Consider the following 21,974-nt stretch of genomic DNA (forward strand, 5'->3'; position numbering starts at 1 on the left):
GTCAGGACGAGAGGAACCGGGATGTGCCGTACACAGGCGAAGGACCACCCCGTGGAGGGACCGCTGCTCGTCGCGCGCCCGGTCCCCCGGTCGACGCCCGCCGGCCGGCGGCGGCCCGACGACGTGCCGGGTGAGGGGTCCGACGGGCCGGCGGAGACGGCGCAGGCCCTGCTGCCGGCGGGGACCGGCGACGCGCGCGCCGTGGACCGGGACGTGTCCGCCGCGGTCGGCCGCGTGCTCGACCACGTGCTGGCCGACCGGGTCGCCCGTGCGCGGGCCGTGGACCCGCTGTTCGGCGACGACCTGGCCGAACGGGTCGCGCGCTTCACCCGGACGGGTGGCAAGCGCGTCCGTCCGCGTTTCGTCTGGTGGGCGCTGCGCGCCTGCGGCGGCGGTGACGGCCCATCGGTCGCGGCGGCCCTGCGGATCGGTGCGGCGCTCGAGCTCCTGCAGACCTGTGCGCTCGTCCACGACGACGTGATGGACGGCTCGACGCTGCGCCGCGCGCGGCCCGCCCTCCATGTCGACGTCGCCGCCCAGTACGGCGGCGCGGCGCCGTCGGCACGTGCCGAGCGCCTCGGCGGCGCGGCGGCGATCCTCGCCGGGGACCTGGCGCTCGCCTGGGCGGACGACCTCCTGGCCGAGACCCCCCTCGCGCCCCGGAGCGCGCGGGCGGTGCGCCGTCTGTGGGCCGACATGCGCACGGAGATGGTGGCCGGCCAGTACCTGGACGTGCACGGGCAGGCCACCGGCTCGCGCTCCCTGCCGCGCGCGCTGCACGCCGCCTGCCTCAAGAGCGCCCTGTACTCCGTGGAACGGCCGATCGCGCTCGGCGCCGCCCTCGCGGACGCGGACGACGCCACGCGGGAGGCGCTGGGCTCGGCCGGCCGCTGCGCCGGTCTGGCCTTCCAGCTCCGCGACGACCTCGACGACGTGTTCGGCGATCCGCGGCACACCGGCAAACCGGCGGGCGGGGACATCCGCGAGGGGAAGCCGACGTATCTCGTCGCCCTCGCCCGTGCGCGGGCCGAGGCCGCCGGCGACCGCCGCGGCCTGGAGGTGCTGGACCGCTCGCTCGGCCGCGGCACGCTCACCCCGGCCGATCTGGAGGAGGTGCGGGAGGTCCTGACGCGCACCGGTGCCCGCAGCACGGTCGAGGGGAGGATCGGCCGCCTGGTGGCCCAGGGGCTGCGGCACGCCGACGGCGCCCTCCTCGATCCGGAGGGCGGTCGGCGGCTGCGGCGGCTGCTGGCCTCCGCGGCGGACGGGGCGGCGCCCCCGCGGGACGCCCGCCCCCACGACCCGCACGACCTCCATGATCCGCACGACCCGCACGACCCCCACGGCACGGAGCCGGACCCGGCCGTGCCCGTCCCGCCGCCCGCCGACGGGGCCGGGGAGGCCGGCCGATGACCCGCACCGTGCCGGGCCGCACCGATCACGTGGTCGTCGTGGGGGCCGGGCTGGCCGGGCTGTCGGCCGCCCTGCACCTGCTGGGCGCGGGCCGCCGCGTCACCGTCGTGGAACGGGACCCGCTGCCCGGAGGGCACGCGGGCCGCATGGAGCTGGACGGCTACCGGATCGACACCGGCCCCACCGTGCTGACCATGCCCGACCTGGCCGACGAGCCGTTCGCCGCCGTCGGCGACAGCCTGCGCGAGCGCGTGGACCTGATCCCGCTGCACCCGGCCTACCGGGCCCGTTTCGCCGACGGGAGCGCCCTCGACGTGCACACCGGTGCCGAGGCGATGGCCACCGAGGTCGAGCGCTTCGCCGGGGCCGCCGAGGCCGCGGGCTACCTGCGGCTGCGCGGCTGGCTGGAACGGCTCCACCGCGCCCAGATGCGCCGCTTCATCGACGCCAACTTCGACTCCCCCCTGGGCCTGCTGAACGCCGACCTCGCACGGCTGGCGGCGCTCGGCGGGTTCGGGCGGCTGGACGCGCGCATCGGACGGTTCCTGCGGGACGAGCGACTGCGCCGCGTCTTCTCCTTCCAGGCCCTCTACGCGGGCGTCCCGCCGGCCCGGGCCCTGGCCGCGTACGCCGTCATCGCCTACATGGACACCGTCGCCGGCGTGTACTTCCCGCGGGGCGGGATGCACGCGCTGCCGCGGGCCATGGCGGACGCCGCCGCCGACGCGGGCGCCGAACTGCGGTTCGACCACGAGGTGACCCGGCTGGAGCGCTCCGGCGGACGGATCACCGCCGTCGTCACCGACCGGGGCCGCGTCCCCTGCGACGCGGTCGTCCTCACCCCCGACCTGCCCGTCGCCTACCGGCTGCTCGGCCGCGCGCCACGGCGTCCGGTGCGGCTGCGGCACTCCCCGTCCGCGGTCGTGCTGCACCTGGGCACCGACCGGACCTGGCCGGACCTGGCGCACCACACCCTCTCCTTCGGCGCGGCCTGGCACGCCACCTTCGACGAGCTCACCCGCACCGGCCGGCTGATGAGCGACCCGTCGCTGCTCGTCACCCGGCCCACCGCCACCGACCCGTCCCTCGCCCCGCCGGGCCGCCATCTGCACTACGTCCTCGCCCCGTGCCCCAACACCGCCGTCGGGCCGGGCGCCGCCGAGTGGGCCGACCTCGCCCCCCGCTACCGGGACGGGCTGCTGCGCGAGCTCCAGCGGCGCGGCCTGGACGGCATCGCCTCCGCGATCGAGACGGAGTGCCTGGTCACCCCCGCCACCTGGCACGACCGGGGACACGCCGCCGGCACGCCGTTCTCGGCGGCCCACACCTTCGCCCAGACGGGTCCGTTCCGGCCCCGCAACCTGGTCCGCGGCACCGAGAACGCCGTCCTGGCCGGCTGCGGCACCACCCCCGGCGTCGGGGTGCCGACCGTGCTGCTGTCCGGGAAGCTGGCCGCGGCGCGGATCACCGGCGGGCCGAAACGCCCCCGTACCTCACCCACCCGTACCCAGGAGGCCCCCGTATGACCGCTCGGGAACTCGACGCGGCGGGCGTCACCGATCCGGTGCTGCGCGAGGCCTACGACCGGTGCCGCCGGCTCAACGCCCGGCACGGCAGGACGTACTTCCTCGCCACCCGGCTCCTGCCCGTCGAGCGCCGGCCGGCCGTGCACGCCCTGTACGGCTTCGCCCGCTGGGCCGACGACATCGTCGACGCGCTCGGCACCGGGGCCGGCGCCGCGCGCCGCGACGCCGAGCTGTCCGCGCTCCAGCGGGAACTGGACGAGGGCCTGCGGGACGGCGGCAGCGGCGAGCCGGTGGTGCGCGCCCTCGCCGACACGGCGCGCCGGTACGGCATCGACCCCGGCCACTTCGCCGACTTCATGGCCGCCATGCGCTCCGACCTGGTGGTCACCGACTACGCCACCTACGCGGACCTGCGCCGGTACATGCACGGTTCCGCGGCGGTGATCGGGCTGCAGATGCTGCCGGTCCTGGGCACGGTCGTGCCGCGCGAGGAGGCCGCGCCGCACGCGGCCGCCCTCGGGGTGGCCTTCCAGCTGACCAACTTCCTGCGCGACGTGGGCGAGGACCTGGACCGGGGACGCGTGTACCTGCCCGCGGACCTGCTCGCCGCGCACGGCGCCGGCCGGCCGCTGCTGCAGTGGAGCCGGGACACCGGGCGCCGCGACCGGCGGATCACCGCGGCGCTGAAGGAGTTCGAGGCGCTGACGCGGGGCGTGTACCGGGAGGCGGCGCCCGGACTCGGGATGCTCGACCCGGTCTCCCGCCCCTGCATCCGCACCGCGTTCGTGCTGTACGGCGGCATCCTGGACGCCGTGGCCCGGGACGGGTACGCGGTGGTCCACCGCCGTGCGGTGGTCCCCCGCCGGCGGCGTGCCGCGGTCGCCGCCGACGGGCTGGTCCGGGTGGTCGCCGCCCGGCTGCGCACCCGCGGCGCCGGGCGGCGCCCGGACGTCCCCCGGCTCGTCCCCTGCGACGGGCCGTACCTGCCGGTTCCCGAGGAGGTCGCGTGACCACCGGATCCACGGGCGGGCGCAGGCGCCTGCCCCTGTCCCTGCGCAGGCGCGCGGTGCCGTGGGAGCGGCAGCGCCCCACCTGGCGCGCGGCACGGCCCGCCGTGATCGCCGCGGCGCTGAAGCGGGCCCAGGCGCGCCCGTCGGGCAACTGGTACGTCGTGGGGGCCTCCCGCGCCCTGCGCGGCGACCGCCCGCTGGCGCGCACCGTGGCGGGGCAGGAGGTGGTGGTCTGGCGGGACGCCGGCGGCCGTGCGGTCGCCGGGCCCGGCGTCTGCCCCCACCTGGGGGCGCCCCTGCGGGACAGTCCCGTGCGCTGCGGCACCCTGGTGTGCCACTGGCACGGACTCGCCCTGGACGGCGGCTCCTTCGCGGGCTGGGAGCCGTTCCCGGCGCACGACGACGGCGTCCTGGTGTGGGTGCGGCTGGACGCGGTGGGCGGCGAGGCGCCGCTGGACGCTCCGGTCGTGCCGCGGCGCCCCGCTCCGGCGCGGGCCCTGTCGTCCGTGTACACCGGGGTGGGGACCTGCGAACCCGAGGACGTGGTGGCCAACCGCCTGGACCCCTGGCACGGGGCCTGGTTCCACCCCTACACGTTCGTCGACCTCACGGTGGTCGGTTCGCCGGGCGGTCCGGACACGGACGGGGACGCCTTCACCGTGGACGTGTCCTTCAAGGTCGCGGGACGGCTGGTGGTGCCGGTGCGGGCGGTGTTCACCGCGCCGGAACCGCGCACGGTCGTCATGCACATCACCGAGGGCGAGGGGGTGGGTTCCGTCGTCGAGACGCACGCCACTCCCCTGGGGCGGGACGACCGGGGGCGGCCTCGCACGGCGGTCGTCGAGGCGGTGGTGGCGGCCTCCGAGCGTCCGGGGTTCGCCGTCGCGCGGGGTGCGGCTCCGCTGCTGCGTCCGCTGGTACGGGCCGCGGCCGGACGGCTGTGGCGCGACGACCTGGCCTACGCCGAACGGCGCTGGGCGCTGCGCTCCACGGGGCGTTTCCCGGGCTGACCGGCGCGGGCGCCGCGGGCGCCCGTCCGCGGTCAGGCGTCCCCGCGGGCGGACGCCCGGTCGGCCTCCCCTCCGGCGCCCAGGGGCCCGGTGTACCGCAGGGGGTCCACGGCCTCCAGGCGGGGCAGCTCACGGCGGGCCACCCGCAGCACGACGGGCGGCAGCGCGGCCCGTCCCGCCTGCGCCAGGCGCAGCCACCGGGGCACGTACACGGCCGTGCTCCGGCGTTCCACGGCCGCTCCGAGCCGGGCGGCGACCTCGTCCACCGGGTACACACGCCGGGCCGGCGGCGGCATGTGGCCGCGCAGCTCCCGCAGGACCGGGTAGCGGTCCGCGTCGCGGATCATGTCGGTGTCGGTCCAGTTCAGGTAGCCGATGCCCACGGCCACGCCGTGGTGCGCGACTTCGGCGCGCAGGGAGTGGGCGAACGCCTCCACGCCCGCCTTGGAGGCGCAGTAGGCGCTCATCATCGGCGCGGCGCCGATCGAGGCCAGCGAGGCGACCTGGAGGTAGTAGCCCTTCGTCGCCAGCAGGTCCGGCAGGAAGGCGCGGGCCGTCGCCGCGCTGCCGGTCAGGTTGACGTCGATGACGCGCCGCCACTGGACGGGGTCGGAGGTGGCGAACGGGCCGCCCTCGGCGACCCCCGCGTTGGCCACGACGGCGCAGGGGGTGCCCAGACGGGTCCGGACCAGCTCGGCGGCCCGGGCCAGGGCGGCCTCGTCGGTGACGTCGACCTCGTGGGCGAGGGCCGCCGTGGGCAGGTCGTCCGCCACCGCCTCCAGGCGCTCCCGCTCGTGGCCGAGCAGCGCCAGCCGGGCGCCGCGCCGGGACAGGTCGCGGGCCAGGGCCGCTCCGACGCCGCGTGCGGCGCCGGTCACCACGACGGTGCGACGGCGAAGTGGGCTGTCCTTCATCGGCCGTTCCCTTCGGGGTCAGTCCCGGTCGGGGCGGTCGCGCTCCTCGGCGCGGGTCCCGGTCTCCGGGGCGGTCTCGGGGCGGGCGGTGTGGTCGGGGTGGCCGACGGTGCGGCGGGCCTCCTTCATCTCGGCCTCGTAGAGGTGGTCCCGGCCCTCGGCCAGTTCCTCGACGGCGGCCCGTTCGAGTTCCCTGAACGGCTGGTAGTACGTGGCGTCGTAGGCCTCGACGATCTGGAACGTCCAGTGGCCGGGGATCACGTTGCGGCCCAGCACCTGGGTGCGCACCGTCTCGGCCCAGTCCGGGTGCCCGGCCTTGTGCAGCAGTTCGACCGCCCGGTCCAGTTCCAGGTCGGCGGTGCCGGTGAGCTGGTGGAAGCTGTAGAGGTGGCCCCGGGCGCGCTCGGTGGTCTCCAGCGCCTTCGACAGCGATCCGAGTGCCTCCACCGTCTCGTCGCTGACGCCCTCGGGGCGCCGGTGGGCGTGGTCGGGGCCGTCGTCGTGTCGGGTCATCGTCTCGTCTCCGCCTGTGGTCGGTGGTGTGGTCCCGCACCCGTCGGCGGGTGCGTCCCGGCCGGTGGTCCGTGCGACGGCCGTCCGCCCCGGTGCGCCGGTCATCCGCCGCCGGTCCGGTCGGCCGGGCCCGGCGTCCTGCGGCCGGTGCGGTCGCGGCGGGCCAGCAGCCGCTGCGCCCGGACCACGCCCGGGGCCCGGTGCCGGCGCAGCGCGGCACGCGCGGCGTTGGCGCCCGGCGCGCCGTGGACGCCGCCGCCCGGGTGGGCGCCGGCGGAGGCCAGGTACAGGCCCTTCACGGGTGTCTCCGGGCGCCCGGTGCCGGGGGCCGGACGGAAGAACAGCTGCTGGTGGAGGGCCGCGGTGCCGCCGTTGATGGCGCCGCGGACCAGGTTCCGGTCGAGGGACTGGAGCGTCGGTGGGGCGAGGATGCGCCGGGCCCGGATCCGGGCCCGGAAACCGGGCGCGAAGCGTTCGACCTGACGCTCGACGCGGTCGGCCATGATCTCCTGCTCCTTGGCGTCCCAGGCTCCGGTGAGCCCCTCGTCGCCCGCGTCGCCGGCGACGTCGTGGGGCACGTGGGTGTAGGCCCACGCGGACTCGGTGCCCTCGGGAGAGCGGGTCGGGTCCGAGGTCGTCATCTGGCCGAACAGGGAGAAGGGGCGGTCGGGGATCCGGCCCATGGCCAGCTGGGCCGCGAAGCGGGTGAGCTCGTCGATGCCGTCCGCGAGGTGGACCGTGCCGGCGCCCGCGGCCTGCTCGCACTGCCAGGGCACCGGGCCGTCGAGCGCCCAGTCCACCTTGAAGGTGGCGAAGTCCCACTGGAAGCGCCGCAGGTCGGACAGCAACTGGGCGGGAAGGTGCCCGGGCTCGACGAGTTCGCCGTACAGGGCGGGCGCGGCCACGTCCGCGAGCACCGCGCGCCCGGCCGCGACCGTCTCCCCGCCGGCCGTGCGCACTCCCACGGCCCGGCCGTCGCGCACGACGACCCGGTCCACCCGCTGCCCGCAGCGCAGCTCGCCGCCGCGCGCCCTCAGCCGGCGCACCAGGGCATCGGTGAGGGCGCCGGAGCCGCCGGCCGGGACGGGGAAGCCGTAGGTCTGGCCGAGCATCGACATCAGCCAGCCGAAACCGCCGCTGCCCGCGGCCTCCGGTGCCAGGTCGGCGTGGAGCGCGTTGCCGGCCAGCAGCAGCCCGCCGCCCTCCCCCCGGAACTCCTCCTTCCCCAGGCGGCGCACGGGCAGCACCAGGGTGCGTGCCATGCGCAGTCCGCCCGTGCCGCGCAGCCGGACGGCCAGCCGGGCGGTGGAGCGGACCGGCGGGAACGGGGTGAACAGGGCGTCCAGGAGGTCCGGGCGCAGGCGCTGCCACACGTCGTGCAGCCGGCGCCAGGCGGCTCCGTCGCCCGGCGCGAAGGCCTCCAGGGAGTCGGCGGTGACGTCGACGCTGCGGTCGAGCACCGCGCACCTGCCGTCGCTCAGCGGGTGGGCGAGGACGTGCGGGGCGTGGCTCCAGCGCAGTCCGTGGTCCTCCAGGCCCAGCCCGGCGACGACCGGGGAGGCGGCGGCGAGCGGGTAGAAGGAGCTGCACAGGTCGCTGACGAAGCCGGGGTCGACGCCCCGGTCGTGGCGTACCGCGCCGCCGGGGTCGGGCTGTTCCTCCAGCACCTGAACGCTCCAGCCGGCGTCGGCCAGCAGGTTCGCCGCGACCAGCCCGTTGGGGCCGGCCCCGATCACCACGGCGTCAGGCACGGGCCCCTCCCCCACCGGGCGTCGGCGGCACGACCCGGCCCAGGGGGCGGCGCCGCTCCTCCTCCACGGCCTCGGCCTCGCAGAGCTTCGCCAGCCGGGCGAGCATGGCGCGGTGGCGGACCTGGAGCAGGGCCTCCACCGCCATGTTGTGCATCAGGCCGCCCACTCCCCGCAGGGGGTGCTCGTCCACGACCACCAGGCAGTGGTCGCCCCAGGGCTTGACCTCGATGGCGATGCGGGCCGAGCCGAGCGCACCGGCCTTGGCCTCGAGCTCCAGGTCCTTGCCCGTCTCGCAGCGCCGGACGACCGTCTCGTTGGTCAGGGACAGGGGGCCGAAGCGCACCTCGTACCGGATCGCCGAGCCGACCTGCGGCCACTGCCCCCGCACCGGCTCCGACGAGGAGGTGCCCACCACCCACTGCGCGTAGCGGCTGCCGTCCTCGAGGACGGACCAGACGGTCTGCGGGCTCGTTCTGATCAGATGGTTACGGACCGCCACTTAGTCCTCCCGTGTCCGACGGCGACTCCGGCACCCGGTGCCGGTCAGCTCTGAGTGCCCCTTGTGGGACGTGTCAAGCAGCGGCGGCGTCAGGAGGTGCGGGCGGCGGTGCGGGGCCGGTGTCACGCCGGGTCGCGGGGCGGGGTCAGGGCCCAGCGGATGGTCGCGGTGACGGCGGTGCCCAGCGGGCGGACGCACACGCCCTCGGCCGGGGGCACCCGGGGCAGCCACAGCGCGCGGGAGGCCCAGGTCGGCAGCAGGGACACGGCGTTGGCGGCGAGGACCCCGTACGGCAGCCGGGCGAGGAGCGGAACGGGCGGGTGGAACAGCAGGAAGCGGGCCGTGCCGCGCGCCTCGGGGGTCGCGCGCAGCTCGGCGCGGTAGGCGGTCAGCCGCTCGGCGAGTCCGGCGCGGTCGACCGGCGGGTCGGGCACGCCGAGCGCGGTGGCGACGCGCGCCATGTCGGCGACGTACCCGTCGCAGCCCTCGTCGTCCAGGGGGCGGGCGCCGTAGCGCTGGTGGGCGCGCAGGAAGCAGTCGACCTCCGCGACGTGCACCCAGCACAGCAGGCGGGGGTCGGCGGCCCGGTACTCCTCGCCGTCGGCGGTGGTGCCGCGCACCGTGTCGTGGACGGTCCGGACCCGGTCGACGGCCCGCTGGGCGTCCGCGGCGGTCCCGTAGGTGGTGACGGCCAGGAAGGCGCTGGTCCGCTGCAGGCGGCCCCAGGGGTCGCCGCGGAAGCCGGAGTGCCCGGCGACGGCGGCCATGGCCAGCGGGTGCAGCGACTGGAGCAGTAGGGCCGCCAGTCCGCCGGTGAACATCGAGGCGTCCCCGTGCACCCTCCTGATCGGCCGCTCCGGTCCGAACCAGCGCGGGCCGGGGGTGCCGTGGATGCGCGCGCGGTGGGCGGGGCCGTCCGGCCCGGCCACCCGGGAGAAGATCGCGTGGCCGATGCGGCCGCGCAGCGCCGATTCGCCTTCGGTCAGGAGTCCCATGGCCGCTCCGCCCTCCTCACGTCCGCGGCGACCGGGCGACGCGGCGCCCTCCGGCTGCCTCCGCCCGTCCCCTGTCCGGTACCCAGGGCGGGCGGTTCGTCCACGTCACGGCCGCCGGAGGCACGGTCCCGTGCGCTCAGGGGACGTCGCCCCGCCAGTCGAACACCCGGCCGTCCGTGCCGCGGGGCGCGTAGAGCGCGCGCCCGCCCGCGCCGTAGCGGCCTATCTCGGTGGGCAGGCCGATGCCGTGTCTCAGTTCCGTGTCGCTGCGGTCGGTGACGTCCAGCAGGAGGCCGTCCAGCGGCCCGCCCACCAGTTCCACGTACGCTCGCCCGTCGCGCGGCCCGGGGTCGTCGTGGTCCGCCCCGTAGACCCGGCCGCGCATGAACTCCAGTTCGTCCATGTCCGGCAGGATGGCATCCCCCACTGACAACCGGCCGGCCCTACGCGTCCGCCCCGCCGGTGCCCGCCGCCCAGGGCCGCCGTGCCGGGTCGGCGCTCCAGGCGAGCAGGCCGCCGCGGTCCACGCAGGTGATTCCGCACTGCTCGGCGTACTCCCGGGCCGGTGCGGTGAAGTCGCTGGTGGTGACGACGAGGGCGACGTCCGCCTCGTGGACGGTGAAGCAGGTGCCGCCGAACCGCTGCAGGTCCTGTGAACCGACCTTGTTGTCGTCGCCGTAGCGCTTGCACTGGATGACCAGGCGGTGGCCCCCGGGGGACAGCCCCACCACGTCGGCGCCCAGGTCACCGGCTCCGCCGACGACCCGCACGTCCGAGCAGCCGTCGCGCACGCACAGGGCCGCTATCGCCTCCTCGAACTCCTCGGGGCTCAGGGCGTCGTAGTCGGGGACACCGGGGACACCGGGGACGCCGGGCGCGTCGGCCGTGTGAAGGGCGCCCTCCCCGTACGGTCCGGTGGGGGCGGCCGGGGCGGACGGGGCTGGCGCGGGCGCGGGCGCGTCCAGGGCGTCGAGTGCCGTCGTCGTGGCCTGCTCCAGGGCCTCGCCGGCCCGGCGGGCGATCCTCGCCGCGGACAGCCGCCGTCGTCTGCGCCCGTGGGCCAGGACGGCCGCGACGGCCACGCACAGCAGGACGACGCCCCACACCGGGCGCCGCTGCACGACCCCGGCCAGCGCGCGCACCGCGAGGCCCGCGGCGATCAGGGCCGCGGCGATCAGGGCGAAGGACATGGCTGTCGCACGCAGGTCGAAGCGGCGCCCGCGGCTCAGCGGACGCGTACGGCGCTCGGACATGGTCACCGTGGTGGTTCCTCTCTGTGCGGTCGGCACGAAGCGCGTCCCGGGGTCGCGGGACCCCGGGACGCGCACTCACGCCGTCTGCCCGGGATCGGACCGTTCACCGGCGTGCCGCACACGGGGGCGGGGCCCCCGCTGCCGCGGGGGCCCCGCCCGGAGGGGACATCACTGGGGCATTGCCCGTGCGCACGAGCCGTCAGTGCCGGAAGACGTCCTTCGTCTTCTCCTTCGCCTGCCGCGCGTCGCCCTTGGACTGCTCGGCCCGGCCCTCGGCCTCGAGCCGCTCGTTCCCGAGCACGCGACCGGCCGCTTCCTTGGCCTTGCCCTTGGCCTGTTCCGTCTTCGCCTTGGCCTTCTGGTCCTCAGCCACTCTGTTCACTCCCGACGATGTCCGTGTGCGTTTCCCGTCGTCGTTCGAGTGGCCCGCGGCGCGCTTCGCAAACCTGCGGCACCGAGGGGTGCGGCCGGAACGGGCGTGCCAGGATGGGGAGGATGATCCGGACCGCGTCGATGGGAAGGCGGACGGTGGACTGGCGGAACTTCGCTCAGCAGATGGCCTCCCTGGCCCGTGATCTCCTGGCCGAGCAGACGCTCGACGCCACCCTGGAGCAGATCACGGGGTCGGCGGTGGAACTCGTCGAGGGCTGCGACGCCGCCGGGATCCTCGTCCTCAAGGGGAACCGGGTGAGTTCGCTGGCCCCCACCGATCAGCGCGTGATCGACAGCGACCGTCTCCAGGAGCGCCTGCAGGAGGGGCCCTGCTTCGAGGCGGCCCGGCCCGGCAACGACGAACGGGTCTTCCGCATCCCCGACCTCACCCGGCCCGCCGAACGCTGGCCGCGCTACGTGCCCCGCGCCCGGGAGCTGGGGATGGGCAGCATGATGGGGTTCCTGCTGTACACGCGGGAGGAGGAGCTGGGGGCCCTCAACATGTACGCGTACGAGCCCGGGGTGTTCACCGAGGACAGCGAGACGGCCGGGTGGCTGCTGGCGTCCCATGCGGCGGTCGCCTTCTCCAGCGCCCTGAACGACGCCCAGTTGCAGGAGGCCATCGCCACCCGGCACATGATCGGCGAGGCGATGGGCATCCTGATGGGGCGCCACCACATCACCGAGGACCAGGCCTTCGAGATCCTGCGCACCCAGTCCCAGCGCACGAACACCAAGCTGCGCGACGTGGCCCGCCGGGTCTGCGAGACCGGCAGCGCGGAGCGGTGAGCGCGCGGCCCGCCCGGACGGGCGCCCGCGCGAGGCGGGCGCCCCGGGCGTTTCCGGCGGGCGCGCTCAGCTCCCCTCGGTCCAGGAGTGGGCGACGTCGATCACGATGCGGTCCTGGAGTTCCAGGACCCGGAAGGGCAGGCGTGCGCGCACTCCGAGGCCGACCTGGGTCTCGCCCTCGAAGCTGCCGGCGAACCGGGCGTCCCTGAAGGTGCGGTACCCGGTGAGGTCCACGCCCGGCAGGGGGTGTCCGGCCCGCGCGGGGTAGGTGGGCTCACCGGTCTCGGGGGCGTAGGCGGGCGCGGCCACCCGCACCTCGAGCACGGCACCGCCGGCGACGGGAACGGGACGGCCCGATCCGTCCTGGTACAGGCGGTCGACGTACCGGACGGAGTAGCCGAGGCGGTCGGCGCCGGGCAGGTCCACGACCATCCGGTCGTGGCAGTCGTGGCGGCCGGTCCTGATGTCGCGCACCGGCGTGGCCGTGGCGTCGCCGTCGGTCTTGGCCTGGCTCCCCCAGCCGGTGGGGCACGCCGCGGCGCGGGTGGTCGCGGCCCGGGCGGCGGCGGCCGGGACCGCCGCCGTGCCCAGCATGGTGCCGACGAGCACGACTGCCGCACAGATCGTTCTGGTTCGCATCATTTCTGCCCCCTGGGCTCGCATCGCTCTGGTATCGGGTGAGACGACCGGGTTCGCCCGAAGGTTGCACTGTTCCCGGCGGGTCCTCGCGCGGCGGGGACGGCCGGGGCGGCGGCCGGCCGCGGGAGGCGGACGCATCCGCCGCGCCGGAGCGGCCCGCATGGCACATCCTGGTGGGAAGCAAATGATGTCCCGTGCGTCCGCACCGGGAGGACGCGAGATGGAAGAGTCAGCCGCCGTACCGCGCGGGAAGCGGCCGGCGGACGTGCTCGGCCGGGGCGCGCGAGGGGACCGGACCGGGGGCGTGGCACGGATCGAGGACGCGCTCGCGGGGCCCGTGGTGGCGGCGGTCGAGGACCTCGGGGGGTACGGCGGGCTGGTGTACCTGCGCTCGCGCGACCGGCGCTCGCTGGTGCTCTGCGTGGTGACCGGCGTCCCGCGGGCGCTGCTGACGTCCTGGTGGCGGGTGCCGGTGAGCGGCGCGATGCCGGTGGCGGAGGTGTACCGCGCGGAGGAGGGCCTGTGGCTGCCGGACGAGCGGGCGACGATGCTGCGCTTCCCGCAGTTCACCGCCGCGCTGCCGTACCCGTTCGCCTCGGCCTACTGCCCCGTGCGGGTCGGCGGTGAGCCCGTGGGCGTCCTGGCCGTGCTGCGTTCGGCCGCCCGGGAGCCGGTGGGCGAGCAGGCGGTGCGGGCCGTGCTGGGCGGCGCCGCGCGGGACATGGAGGAGCGCCTGACCGAATTCGCCCGCCGGGTGCCCGGCCGGACGGGCCCGGACGCCGTCGCGTACGGGATCGAGTACGACGACCAGCCGGTCAGCGTGCGGCTGCCCACACCGCCGGTCCAGGCCCTCAGGGTCGGCATGATCGAGTGGGACCTGGACGGCGACCGGTGGGCCGGGGACGACGACGCGCTGAGCCTGCTGGGCGTCGCCCCGGAGGACTTCGGCGGCACCACGGCGGAGGTCGAGTCCCGGGTGAGTCCGGACGACCTGCACGAACTGCGGGCGAGCCGCCGGGAGGCGGCGGCCACCGGACAGGTCAGGTCCCGGCACTTCAGGGTGCTGGACGAACCCGACGAGGACGGGCGGATCCGCTACCGGCCGATCGAGCTGTGGGGGCACGTCGTGCCATCGGAGGAAACCACCCGGCTGCTGGTGGGCGCCCTCGTGGACGTGGCCGGCGGGGTCACCGCGGCCGAGGCCGCCGAGCGGCTGCCCGACGGACTGTTCTCCCTGGACCAGGACGGCCGGATCGTCTACGCCAACCGCCGCTGCCAGGAACTGCTGAACTGCGAGCTGGAGCACCTGCTCGGCCACCACCCGTGGGACGCGCTGCCCTGGCTCCGCGACCCGGCCTACGAGGACCGCTACCGGGCGGCGATGCTGTCGCAGGAGCCGGTGTCGTACCTGGCGCACGCCCCGGACGGCGCCTGGCTGGGCTTCGTGCTCTATCCCGGTGTGCACGGACTGACCGGCCGCGTCTTCCGCACCAGCGCGCCCGTCGGCGCCCAGCCCGCGTCGCCGGGCCGGTACGCCGGGACCACCGTGGCCGCGCCGTCGGAGCCGGTCGCCACGGCCCGCGCGGGAGCCCTCTACCACGTCGTGCAGATGGCCAGTGCGCTCACCGAGGCCGTCACCGTCAGGGACGTGTGCCGGGCCGTCGCCGAACAGCTGCTGCCCGCGTTCGGCGCCCGGGAGATCGCCCTGTACACGGTCCGTGACAACCGGATGTACCTGCTGTGGGAGTCCGGCTACCCGGAGGGGTCCCTCGACGCGTTCGAAGGGGTGCCCCTCGACCGGGACCTGCCCGGTGTGCACGCCCTGACCACACGGCTTCCACTCTTCTTCGAGTCGCCCGAGGAGCTGGCCGACGCCTATCCCGGGATCCTCCTCGACCGGACGGGCGCCTGGGCGTTCCTGCCGCTGATCGCCTCCGGCCATCCGGTCGGCTCGTGCATCCTCGGCTGGAACGCGCCGCACCGGTTCACTCCCGAGGAGCGCAGCGCGCTGACCGCGCTGGGCGGACTGGCCGCCCAGGCGATGGAGCGGGCCCGCATGTACGACGCCGAGTCCACCGTCGCGCGCGGGCTGCAGGAGGCGCTGCTGCCGCACCGGCTGCCCGTCATCGAGGGGCTGCTCACCACCGGCCGCTACCTGCCCGGCACCCAGGGCATGGCCATCGGCGGCGACTGGTACGACGTGATCAGGACGGAGCGCGGTGTGGCGCTGGTGATCGGCGACGTCGAGGGGCACAGCGTCGGCGCCGCGGCCGTCATGGGACAGCTGCGCAGCGCGGTGCACGCCTTCGCCGCCAGCGGCCGGCCGCCGCAGGAGGTCATCGCCCACACCAACCGGCTGCTGGCCGAGCTGGAGGCGGAGGTCTTCGCCACCTGCTGCTACGTCGAGCTGGACCCGCGCACCGGCCGCGCCCTGGCGGCACGGGCGGGCCACCCCCCGCCACTGCTGCGCCACCCGGACGGCCGCGTCGAGACCCTGGACCTGGCCGGCGGTGTGCTGCTCGGGGTGTATCCCGACGCGGCCTATCCCGTCACGACGCTCACCCTGTCGCCCGGCAGCGTCCTCGCGCTGTACACCGACGGGCTCGTCGAGATGCCCGGCAGCGACATCGAGACGGGCATCCGGGCGGTCCGCCGGTGTCTGGCCCACAGCCGCACCGACTCGGTGGAGCAGCTCGCCGACCGGCTGGTCAGGACCGCCCGCCGGACCGAGGACCGGCCGGACGACGTGGCGCTGCTGCTCACCGCGTTCCGCGGGGAGGGCGGACGCTGACGGCGGTGCCGCGGACGGCCCCGCCCGTCGGCGCCCCGCCGGTCAGGTCCGGCGTCCGGCCCGGTCGGCCGTGGCCGGTGGTCGCCCTTCGACGGGCGCGCCCGTGGCGCGCAGCAGGAGGACGGTGACGTCGTCGGCGTACTGGGCGCCACGGCTCGCGGAGCCCAGCAGGCGGTCGACGAGGCGGTCCGGGGCCGGGTCGCCGCCGCCGGCCAGGCGGTCGGCGAGGCGCCGGGTGGTCCGGGTGACGTCGGTGCCGGGGGTCTCCACCAGGCCGTCGGTGTACAGGACGAGGACGGCGCCCGGGGGCAGCTCCACGGTGGTGACCGGATAGCGGGCGCGCAGGTCGATGCCGAGGAGCGGTCCCGGCTCGACGTCCAGCACCTCGGCCCGGCCGGGACCCTGACGCAGCAGCGGCGGCACGTGCCCCGCGCTGGCGAGGGTCACCCGACGGCGTGCCAGGTCGACGTGGGCGAGGAGGCAGGACGCCAGCAGTTCGGAGTCCAGGTCCGCCAGCAGGCGGTTGGTGCGGGCCAGGATCTCGTCCGGTGCCGCGCCGGCGGTCGCGTGCGCGTGGACGGCGGTGCGGAGCTGGCCGGTGAGCGCGGCCGCGGTGACGCTGTGTCCCTCCACGTCCCCGATGACGACGGCCGCGGACGTGTCGTCGAGGCGCAGGACGTCGTAGAAGTCGCCGCCGATGTCGAGGCCGTGTCCGGCGGGCAGGTAGCGCGCGGCGACGTCGAGGCCCGGCAGGGAGGGCAGGGCGCGGGGCAGCAGGGCCCGCTGCAGTTCGTGGACCAGACGGTGCTGGGCGTCGTACAGGCGGGCGCGGTCCAGGGCCTGGGCGATCAGGCCGGCCAGGGAGGTCAGGACGGCGCGCTCGTCGGCGGTGAAGGCGTGCGGCCGGTCGTACGCCAGGACGCAGCAGCCCACCGGCCGGCCCGAGACGACCAGGGGGAGGAAGGCCCAGGCCTCCTTGTCGCTCAGCAGGGGCGCCTGCGGGTAGCGGACGGCCATCTCGGCCCGGTCGGCGAAGAAGGCGGGGGTGGCGTCGGCCAGGACGGCGCCCGCGGGGGTGAGGTGCGTGTCCAGGGCCAGGGCGTCGAGCCGCTCCACGACCTCGGCGTCGTAGCCGTGATGACCGGTGATCTTCAGGCGTCCCGCGTCGGCGACGGACAGCACCAGGCCCTGGGCCCCGAAGGCGGGCAGGATCTGGTGCGCGGTCAGCTCGACGAGGTCCCGCACGGTCACCGTCTCGGTGAGCGCGGCGGCCAGGTGGACCAGCTGGTAGAGGCGTCCCGCGGGAGCCGGTGAGGGGCGCCGCACGGCGGGGGCCGGATCCTCGCCCATGGAGTGCTCCGCGCGGGGGGTGATCCGGACGCTGATGCCGCTGGTGTCGGGGTAGAGCTCGAAGACCAGCCACTGGTCCGGCGGGCGGCGGGCGAGGAAGGCCACCGGCGAGCGGCTGATCAGCGCCGTGCGGTAGTGGTCCTCGTGGACGGGGTCGTCCAGCCAGGGGAGGGACTCCCAGGGACGGGTGCCGAGAAGCCGTTCCGCACTGCGGCCGAGCAGCCGGGCGGCGGCGGCACTGAGGTGGGTGATCCGGCCCTCCAGGTCGAGGGACACGGCGCCCTCGGGCAGGCGTTCCAGGTAGTCGGAGGCGGCCAGGTTCCGCTGCGCGGGACGGGGCGCGGTGCCCGGCGGGACGAACCGCGGCCGGTCGGGCAGGGTCGGTGGCCGGTCGGCGTCGTCCAGGAGGCGCGCGAGGTGGCGGGCGCCGGTGGTGAGGGCGTGCCGTTCGCGGGTGGTCAACCGTCCCGGGCGGTCGGCGGGCCACATCAGGGTGAGGCCGCCCCAGCAGCGGCGCACCCCGGTGACCGGGATCGCGGCCAGCGCGAACGGGTAGGGCAGCACGGCGGCGGTCCGGGGGTACTGCCGGGCCAGCTCGTCCTGGCCGCCGATCCAGACGAGCCGGTCCTCGCGCAGGGCGTCGGCGACGGGCACCGGGCTGTCCGGGGGCAGACGCTGCCAGGGGGTGAAGAACTCCACCGGCAGGCCGCACAGCCACACCATGTGCAGCATGCCGGTGGCCTCCTCGCGCAGGTAGAGCCCGCCGGCCGAGGCGCCGGTGCTCCGCACGGTGTCGGCCAGGGACGCGCCCAGGGCCTCGTCCAGCGACGCGGCGCCCGGAAGTGGCTCGCTGATCCCGGACATGGTGTCCTCCGGTCCGGTGACGGGAGGGCTGCCCGCCCGCCAGAGGGACTGCGTACGCCCCTGGTGGAACAGCAGGGACGTACGCCGCTCCTACCCCGGACGCCGCGTCTGACGCACCGCGCGGGCACATCGTCCTCACGGCTTTCGCGCACCCCGGCGGCCTCCGCCGCGCGGCGGCGCGCGGCGGAGCCCCCGGCCGTCCTTCTCCGGTGCGCCCGCCCGTCCCCGGTGCGCCCGCCCGCGACGTCTTCCGCCCCGATTGGTCCTCTACGGCGGGGTGGAAGTGGTCCTCGAAGCGGACCGCCGCGCTCCCTAGCGTCGGTGCCATGAACGCCGCCACCACGCGCGGGGCCCTGCTCGCCGCGCTCGCCTGCGTCCTCGTCGGAGGATCCTTCACCGCCAACAGCGTCCTGGGCGACTACCCGTACGCGGGCGGCCAGTTCCTGCGCTACGGACTGGCCTGTCTGCTGCTCCTGCCCCTGGCCGGGAAGGGGGCGGTGGCCGCGCTGCGGTCACTCACGCCCCGGCTGTGGGGCCGCCTCGCGCTGCTCGCGGCGGTCGGCATGGTCGGGTTCAACCTGGCCGTCCTCGCCGCGGAACGGACCGCGGAACCGGCGGTGCCCGGCGTCTTCGTGGGCTGCGCGCCCGTGGTGGTCGCCGTCCTCGTCCCCCTGGCGGACGGCCGCCGGCCGCAACGGGCGGTCCTGTACGGGGCGTCGGCGGTGGCCGTCGGCGCGTTCACGGTGCAGGGCTGGGGGCGCACGGACGGAGCGGGCATCGCCTTCTCCGTGTGCGCGCTGGCCGGCGAGGTGGGATTCGCCGTGCTGGCCGTGCCGGTGCTGCGGCCCCTGGGGCCCCGTCTGCTGTCCGCCGCGGTGTGCGGGGTCGCCGCGGTCGAGTCGGCGGCGGCCGGGCTCCTGCTCGACGGGTCCGCCTGGCTGCGCCGGCCGGACACGGTCGAGACGGCGGCGCTGCTGTGGCAGGCGGTGGTGGTGACCGTCGTCGGGTTCGTGTGCTGGTACATGGGCATGCAGCGGATCGGCGCCGAGCGCGCCACCCTGTTCTCCGGCCTCATCCCGGTGGCGGCCGCCTGCACCGCGCCGCTCGTCGGCACCGGGTCCTACGGTCCGGCGCAGGCGGTGGGCAGTGCTCTGGTCGGCGCCGGGGTCGCCCTGGGGTCCGGTGTCCTCGGCACGCTCGCGCGCCCGCGCCTCACCCGCGCCCCGCGCGGGCCCCGGCGGCCGGCTCCCTGCGTGCCGGACCGGGGCGGCAGGGCGTCCGACGCCGTCGTCGACGACGCCCCGAGCCGGTGAGGCGCCCCCTGCGGGGGCGGAGGGAAAGCCGGGAGCGGGAGCGCTGCGCCGGCTGGGCGAGTGGTGCGCACGGCACTTCGCGGTCGTCGTGGGACGGCTCGTGGCCCTGGTGGCGTCACGGGCGGCGGGCCGCTCCGTCGGCGGAACCCACTCCGACGACTCCACGCTGCCCGACGCCCAGTCCCAGCAGGACATCGAGGTCTCCCGGAAACACGATCCGCGGACGGGCGGCCACAGCAGCCGGATCGTCCCGCACGACGGCCGGCGGCCACTGACCGCGCCGGACGCGCAGATGTCCGCCGCGGTCGCCGGCCTGGAGAAGCTGCCGCACGTGCTGTCGGCGCAGAACCCGCTGTCCGCCGCCGGCTCCTCCGGCGGCCGGTCGGGGCTGCGTGTCGGGCCCCTGTCCTCCGACGGGAGAACGGGCTGCATCACCGCCCGCTTCGACGTCCGGCCCCCGCCCCTCGACGACGACCACCTCGACGGAGTGGACGACGCGGTACGGCCGCTGCGGGAGGCGGGCGCACAGGTCGAGTACGGCGGGCCGCTCGGCGGACCGGCCCGGTCCGCCCCCGACGACCGGACCAGCGAGCTGATCGGCTTCGCCGGGGCCGTCGTGGTCCCCGGACCGTACTCCGCCGTGGCGGACGGGACGCGGGAAAGCGCGAGGCGGCAGGCCCCCTGAGGGGGCCTGCCGCCGTTCGGGTGGTGCTGAGGGTCAGGCCCCGCGCCGCACGCTCCGCAGGACGAAGAACCCGAAGATCACCAGCACTCCGCCGAGCGCGGCCGGCCAGAGCTGGGCTCCGGTCTCGGCCAGGCTGCCGGTCCCGGCCTGTGCCTCGGTCCTGTCCTCGGTCCCGAGCTCCGGGAGGCTGCCGGGCACTTCGGCGGCCTGAGCCGCCTGACCGGCGTCGTCCTTGCCGCCCTTGCCGCCGTCCTGGTTTCCGGCGCCGGCGTCCTTGCCGCCCTCGGCCGGGAGCGAGGCCTTGACGTCGGGCTGCTCGGGCCGGGCGGTGCCGCCGCCCGCGGGCTCCTCGGTGGCCGGGGTCTCGGCCGGGTTCTTCGACGGCTGCTCCTGTCCGCCGTCACCCCGGTCGCCGCCGTTGCCGGGCTCGTCCCCGCCGTTGCCCTGGTCGCCGTCGTTGCCCTGGTTCCCGTCGCCGCCCCGGCCCGGGTCGTCGGGCGTGGCCGTGGGCTCCTCCGGCCGCTGGGGCTGCTCGCCCTGCTCGCCGTCACCGTCGCCGCCGTCGCCACCGTTGCCGCCGCCACCGGCGCCGGAACCGCAGGTGCGGCCCTCGTTGATGCAGTCGACCATTTCGTTCATCAGGTCCTCGTCGAAGACGTTGATGAAGTCGCCGTGGTCCGTGATCGGCTTGTGCAGCTGCTCCGGGAAGGAGTCCACCGCGAACAGCGGTGTCGTCTTTCCACCGTCCTCGAGGCTCGGCGCGTCGACGTCGTAGACGATGCGCTGCACCAGTTGCGGCACGGGCTCGAAGCCGGCCGGGCAGTTGCCCTCGGCGTCCACGAACGCCATGTGGGTGCGGTGGTTGGCGCTGTCGGTGTTGCGTCCGTCCCAGCAGCTCTGGAAGTTGAACGTGCGCACCACGTCACTGCCCTGCGGGCACAACGGGTACTTGTCCTTCAGCTGCCGGTCCTCGAACCCGGTGCAGCTCCAGGAGGCGTTGGCGTTGGCCGGGCCGTTGACGAACGACTTGGCGTCGCCGGTGATGATGCGCAGCAGCCGGGGCATGGCGGTGACCTCGCCCTGCGGGTTGCCCACGAAGGTCAGCGTGACCTCCTTGGGCGTGACGATCTCACCGACGTTGCCCTCGATGCCGCCGCCCGGGGAGTCGGCGTCCTGCTCCCGGGTCCCGTTCTGCAGGCGCAGCACGGGCCAGTAGTACGAGGACCTGTCGCCCTGGTCCACGCAGCTCGTCTCCGCCTGCGCCAGTTCCTCGTCACTGGAGAAGGCGTTGGTGGCCTGGTTGCCGATGTAGTCGTGGAAGTGGTGGGCGCCGTTGGCGACACCCGGGGCGGCGATCACGTTGTCCGAGTTGAACAGGCCGTTCTCGTTGACACCGCATTCGCTGGTGAAGGTGCCGCGGGAGGCGTTCGCCGTCTGCTTCGGCGCGAAGACGTTGGGCTGGACGCTCTCGATGTCGACGTAGTCGCCGGCGACGGGCCCGTTGCCGGCCTGGCCGCCGTTGCCGCCGCCCTGGTCCTGGCCCTGCTGGTCCTGGCCCTGCTGGTCCTGGCCGTCGCCTCCGTCGCCCGCCTGCTCCCCCTCGTTGCCGTCGCCCTCCTGGCCGGCGTCCGGCCGAGCGGGGGCGTTACCGGACTCGCGCACGGCGCAGGCGGCGAGCTCCTCGAGGCCCTCGGGCCGGTCGCCCACCCGGTCGATGGCGGTCACGATGCGGGCAAGGGTCGCGGAACGCTTCTCCTCGAGCGGCCCGGCTATCGCGTTGTCCGCGAATCCCGGGTCCTTCCGGAGGGCTTCGGCCGACTCCCCGAGCCGCTTGTAGGCATCGGCGATCTGCGCGTCCAGCGCGGCGAGTTCCTTGTCGACCTCCGGCCGCGCCTCCTGCGGCACCGACGTCAACCGGGTGGCCACGTCCGGGCAGTCGATGGTGGCGCCCGAGAGGACCTGGGCGTCGCCCGGCCCGCCGTCCTCCGACGCGGACGCGTAGACGTTGGCCGCCATCATCCCGCCTCCGCCCAGGATCAGGGCGAAGGCTGCGAGCGTCGCGCGCTGTTTGGGGCGTCTGCGTGTGTTGCGTGCCAAGACGGTACTCCTACGCTTCTGTCGCGGGGGGTGGGCAGGGGATTCCCACGCCCCATACGCAGGGAGGCCGCCGTTCGTTCAACCACCGCGCGGATTCCTGGCGGATTTTCAGGAACCGGGGGCCGACCCG

18 protein-coding genes and 1 pseudogene are annotated in these 21,974 nt (G+C 76.0%); 8 read left to right on the plus strand and 11 right to left on the minus strand.

Annotation, left to right across the window (positions count from 1 at the left end):
- Window positions 1–21: 21 nt before the first annotated feature.
- From CP969_RS05040 to CP969_RS05055, 4 genes are read left to right on the plus strand one after another with little or no spacing between them, the layout of a single operon-like run.
- Complete coding sequence (locus CP969_RS05040; RefSeq protein ID WP_016827629.1) at window positions 22–1,413, plus strand: polyprenyl synthetase family protein; 1,392 nt, start codon at window positions 22–24, stop codon at window positions 1,411–1,413.
- On the plus strand, window positions 1,410–2,939 hold the full coding sequence (locus CP969_RS05045) for a phytoene desaturase (protein WP_016827628.1): 1,530 nt from the start codon (window positions 1,410–1,412) through the stop codon (window positions 2,937–2,939). Before CP969_RS05040 ends, CP969_RS05045 begins: the two co-directional genes overlap by 4 nt.
- Window positions 2,936–3,949 (plus strand): phytoene/squalene synthase family protein, encoded by a 1,014-nt coding sequence (locus CP969_RS05050; RefSeq protein WP_016827627.1) that lies wholly within the window; start codon window positions 2,936–2,938, stop codon window positions 3,947–3,949. The genes CP969_RS05045 and CP969_RS05050 overlap by 4 nt, the downstream gene beginning before the upstream one ends.
- Window positions 3,946–4,959, plus strand: coding sequence for a DUF5914 domain-containing protein (locus CP969_RS05055; RefSeq protein WP_016827626.1), 1,014 nt, complete (start codon window positions 3,946–3,948; stop codon window positions 4,957–4,959). Before CP969_RS05050 ends, CP969_RS05055 begins: the two co-directional genes overlap by 4 nt.
- 32 nt (window positions 4,960–4,991) lie before the next feature.
- Here the strand turns inward: CP969_RS05055 and CP969_RS05060 are convergent, their stop codons facing one another.
- From CP969_RS05060 to CP969_RS05095, 8 genes are all read right to left on the minus strand, one after another.
- The gene (locus tag CP969_RS05060; protein ID WP_026085411.1) at window positions 4,992–5,873 is read right to left on the minus strand and encodes an SDR family oxidoreductase; all 882 of its coding nucleotides are present in this window, start codon (window positions 5,871–5,873) and stop codon (window positions 4,992–4,994) included.
- 18 nt (window positions 5,874–5,891) lie between these two features.
- Window positions 5,892–6,386, minus strand: a complete 495-nt coding sequence (locus tag CP969_RS05065) for a hypothetical protein (RefSeq protein ID WP_004992092.1) — start codon at window positions 6,384–6,386, stop codon at window positions 5,892–5,894.
- A 101-nt stretch (window positions 6,387–6,487) separates the two neighbouring features.
- Window positions 6,488–8,137, minus strand: a complete 1,650-nt coding sequence (locus tag CP969_RS05070) for a phytoene desaturase family protein (RefSeq protein WP_150474894.1) — start codon at window positions 8,135–8,137, stop codon at window positions 6,488–6,490.
- The gene (locus tag CP969_RS05075) at window positions 8,130–8,636 is read right to left on the minus strand and encodes an SRPBCC family protein (protein ID WP_016827623.1); all 507 of its coding nucleotides are present in this window, start codon (window positions 8,634–8,636) and stop codon (window positions 8,130–8,132) included. The genes CP969_RS05070 and CP969_RS05075 overlap by 8 nt, the downstream gene beginning before the upstream one ends.
- 122 nt (window positions 8,637–8,758) lie before the next feature.
- Window positions 8,759–9,631: an oxygenase MpaB family protein gene (locus CP969_RS05080; RefSeq protein ID WP_016827622.1), complete on the minus strand. Its 873-nt coding sequence runs from the start codon at window positions 9,629–9,631 to the stop codon at window positions 8,759–8,761.
- Window positions 9,632–9,767: 136 nt separating this feature from the next.
- Window positions 9,768–10,034 (minus strand): hypothetical protein, encoded by a 267-nt coding sequence (locus tag CP969_RS05085; RefSeq protein WP_016827621.1) that lies wholly within the window; start codon window positions 10,032–10,034, stop codon window positions 9,768–9,770.
- Window positions 10,035–10,074: 40 nt separating this feature from the next.
- Window positions 10,075–10,890, minus strand: coding sequence for a restriction endonuclease (locus CP969_RS05090; protein WP_016827620.1), 816 nt, complete (start codon window positions 10,888–10,890; stop codon window positions 10,075–10,077).
- 193 nt (window positions 10,891–11,083) lie between these two features.
- On the minus strand, window positions 11,084–11,257 hold the full coding sequence (locus tag CP969_RS05095) for a CsbD family protein (RefSeq protein WP_016827619.1): 174 nt from the start codon (window positions 11,255–11,257) through the stop codon (window positions 11,084–11,086).
- Between the two features lie 122 nt (window positions 11,258–11,379).
- On the opposite strand from CP969_RS05095, the gene CP969_RS05100 reads away from it, so the two are divergent.
- On the plus strand, window positions 11,380–12,105 hold the full coding sequence (locus CP969_RS05100) for a GAF and ANTAR domain-containing protein (RefSeq protein ID WP_016827618.1): 726 nt from the start codon (window positions 11,380–11,382) through the stop codon (window positions 12,103–12,105).
- A 66-nt stretch (window positions 12,106–12,171) separates the two neighbouring features.
- On the opposite strand, the gene CP969_RS05105 is transcribed toward CP969_RS05100, so the two are convergent.
- On the minus strand, window positions 12,172–12,747 hold the full coding sequence (locus CP969_RS05105; protein WP_171817513.1) for an AMIN-like domain-containing (lipo)protein: 576 nt from the start codon (window positions 12,745–12,747) through the stop codon (window positions 12,172–12,174).
- Between the two features lie 217 nt (window positions 12,748–12,964).
- On the opposite strand from CP969_RS05105, the gene CP969_RS05110 reads away from it, so the two are divergent.
- Complete coding sequence (locus tag CP969_RS05110; protein WP_223887056.1) at window positions 12,965–15,535, plus strand: SpoIIE family protein phosphatase; 2,571 nt, start codon at window positions 12,965–12,967, stop codon at window positions 15,533–15,535.
- A 42-nt stretch (window positions 15,536–15,577) separates the two neighbouring features.
- Here the strand turns inward: CP969_RS05110 and CP969_RS05115 are convergent, their stop codons facing one another.
- The gene (locus tag CP969_RS05115; protein WP_016827616.1) at window positions 15,578–17,749 is read right to left on the minus strand and encodes a PP2C family protein-serine/threonine phosphatase; all 2,172 of its coding nucleotides are present in this window, start codon (window positions 17,747–17,749) and stop codon (window positions 15,578–15,580) included.
- A gap of 326 nt (window positions 17,750–18,075) precedes the next feature.
- Here CP969_RS05115 and CP969_RS05120 point away from each other — a divergent pair, with 326 nt between their 5' ends.
- Together CP969_RS05120 and CP969_RS05125 are read left to right on the plus strand one after the other, a co-directional pair.
- Window positions 18,076–19,062 (plus strand): EamA family transporter, encoded by a 987-nt coding sequence (locus CP969_RS05120; protein WP_016827615.1) that lies wholly within the window; start codon window positions 18,076–18,078, stop codon window positions 19,060–19,062.
- Between the two features lie 43 nt (window positions 19,063–19,105).
- Window positions 19,106–19,684 (plus strand): annotated as a pseudogene (locus tag CP969_RS05125) (MMPL family transporter); the annotation flags it as partial.
- A gap of 96 nt (window positions 19,685–19,780) precedes the next feature.
- On the opposite strand, the gene CP969_RS05130 reads toward CP969_RS05125, so the two are convergent.
- Entirely contained in the window at window positions 19,781–21,766 is a 1,986-nt protein-coding gene (locus CP969_RS05130) for a DUF1996 domain-containing protein (RefSeq protein ID WP_016827613.1), read from the minus strand.
- Window positions 21,767–21,974 lie beyond the last annotated feature (208 nt).

The organism is Streptomyces viridosporus T7A (assembly GCF_008704515.1).
Classification (GTDB): Bacteria; Actinomycetota; Actinomycetes; order Streptomycetales; family Streptomycetaceae; genus Streptomyces; species Streptomyces viridosporus.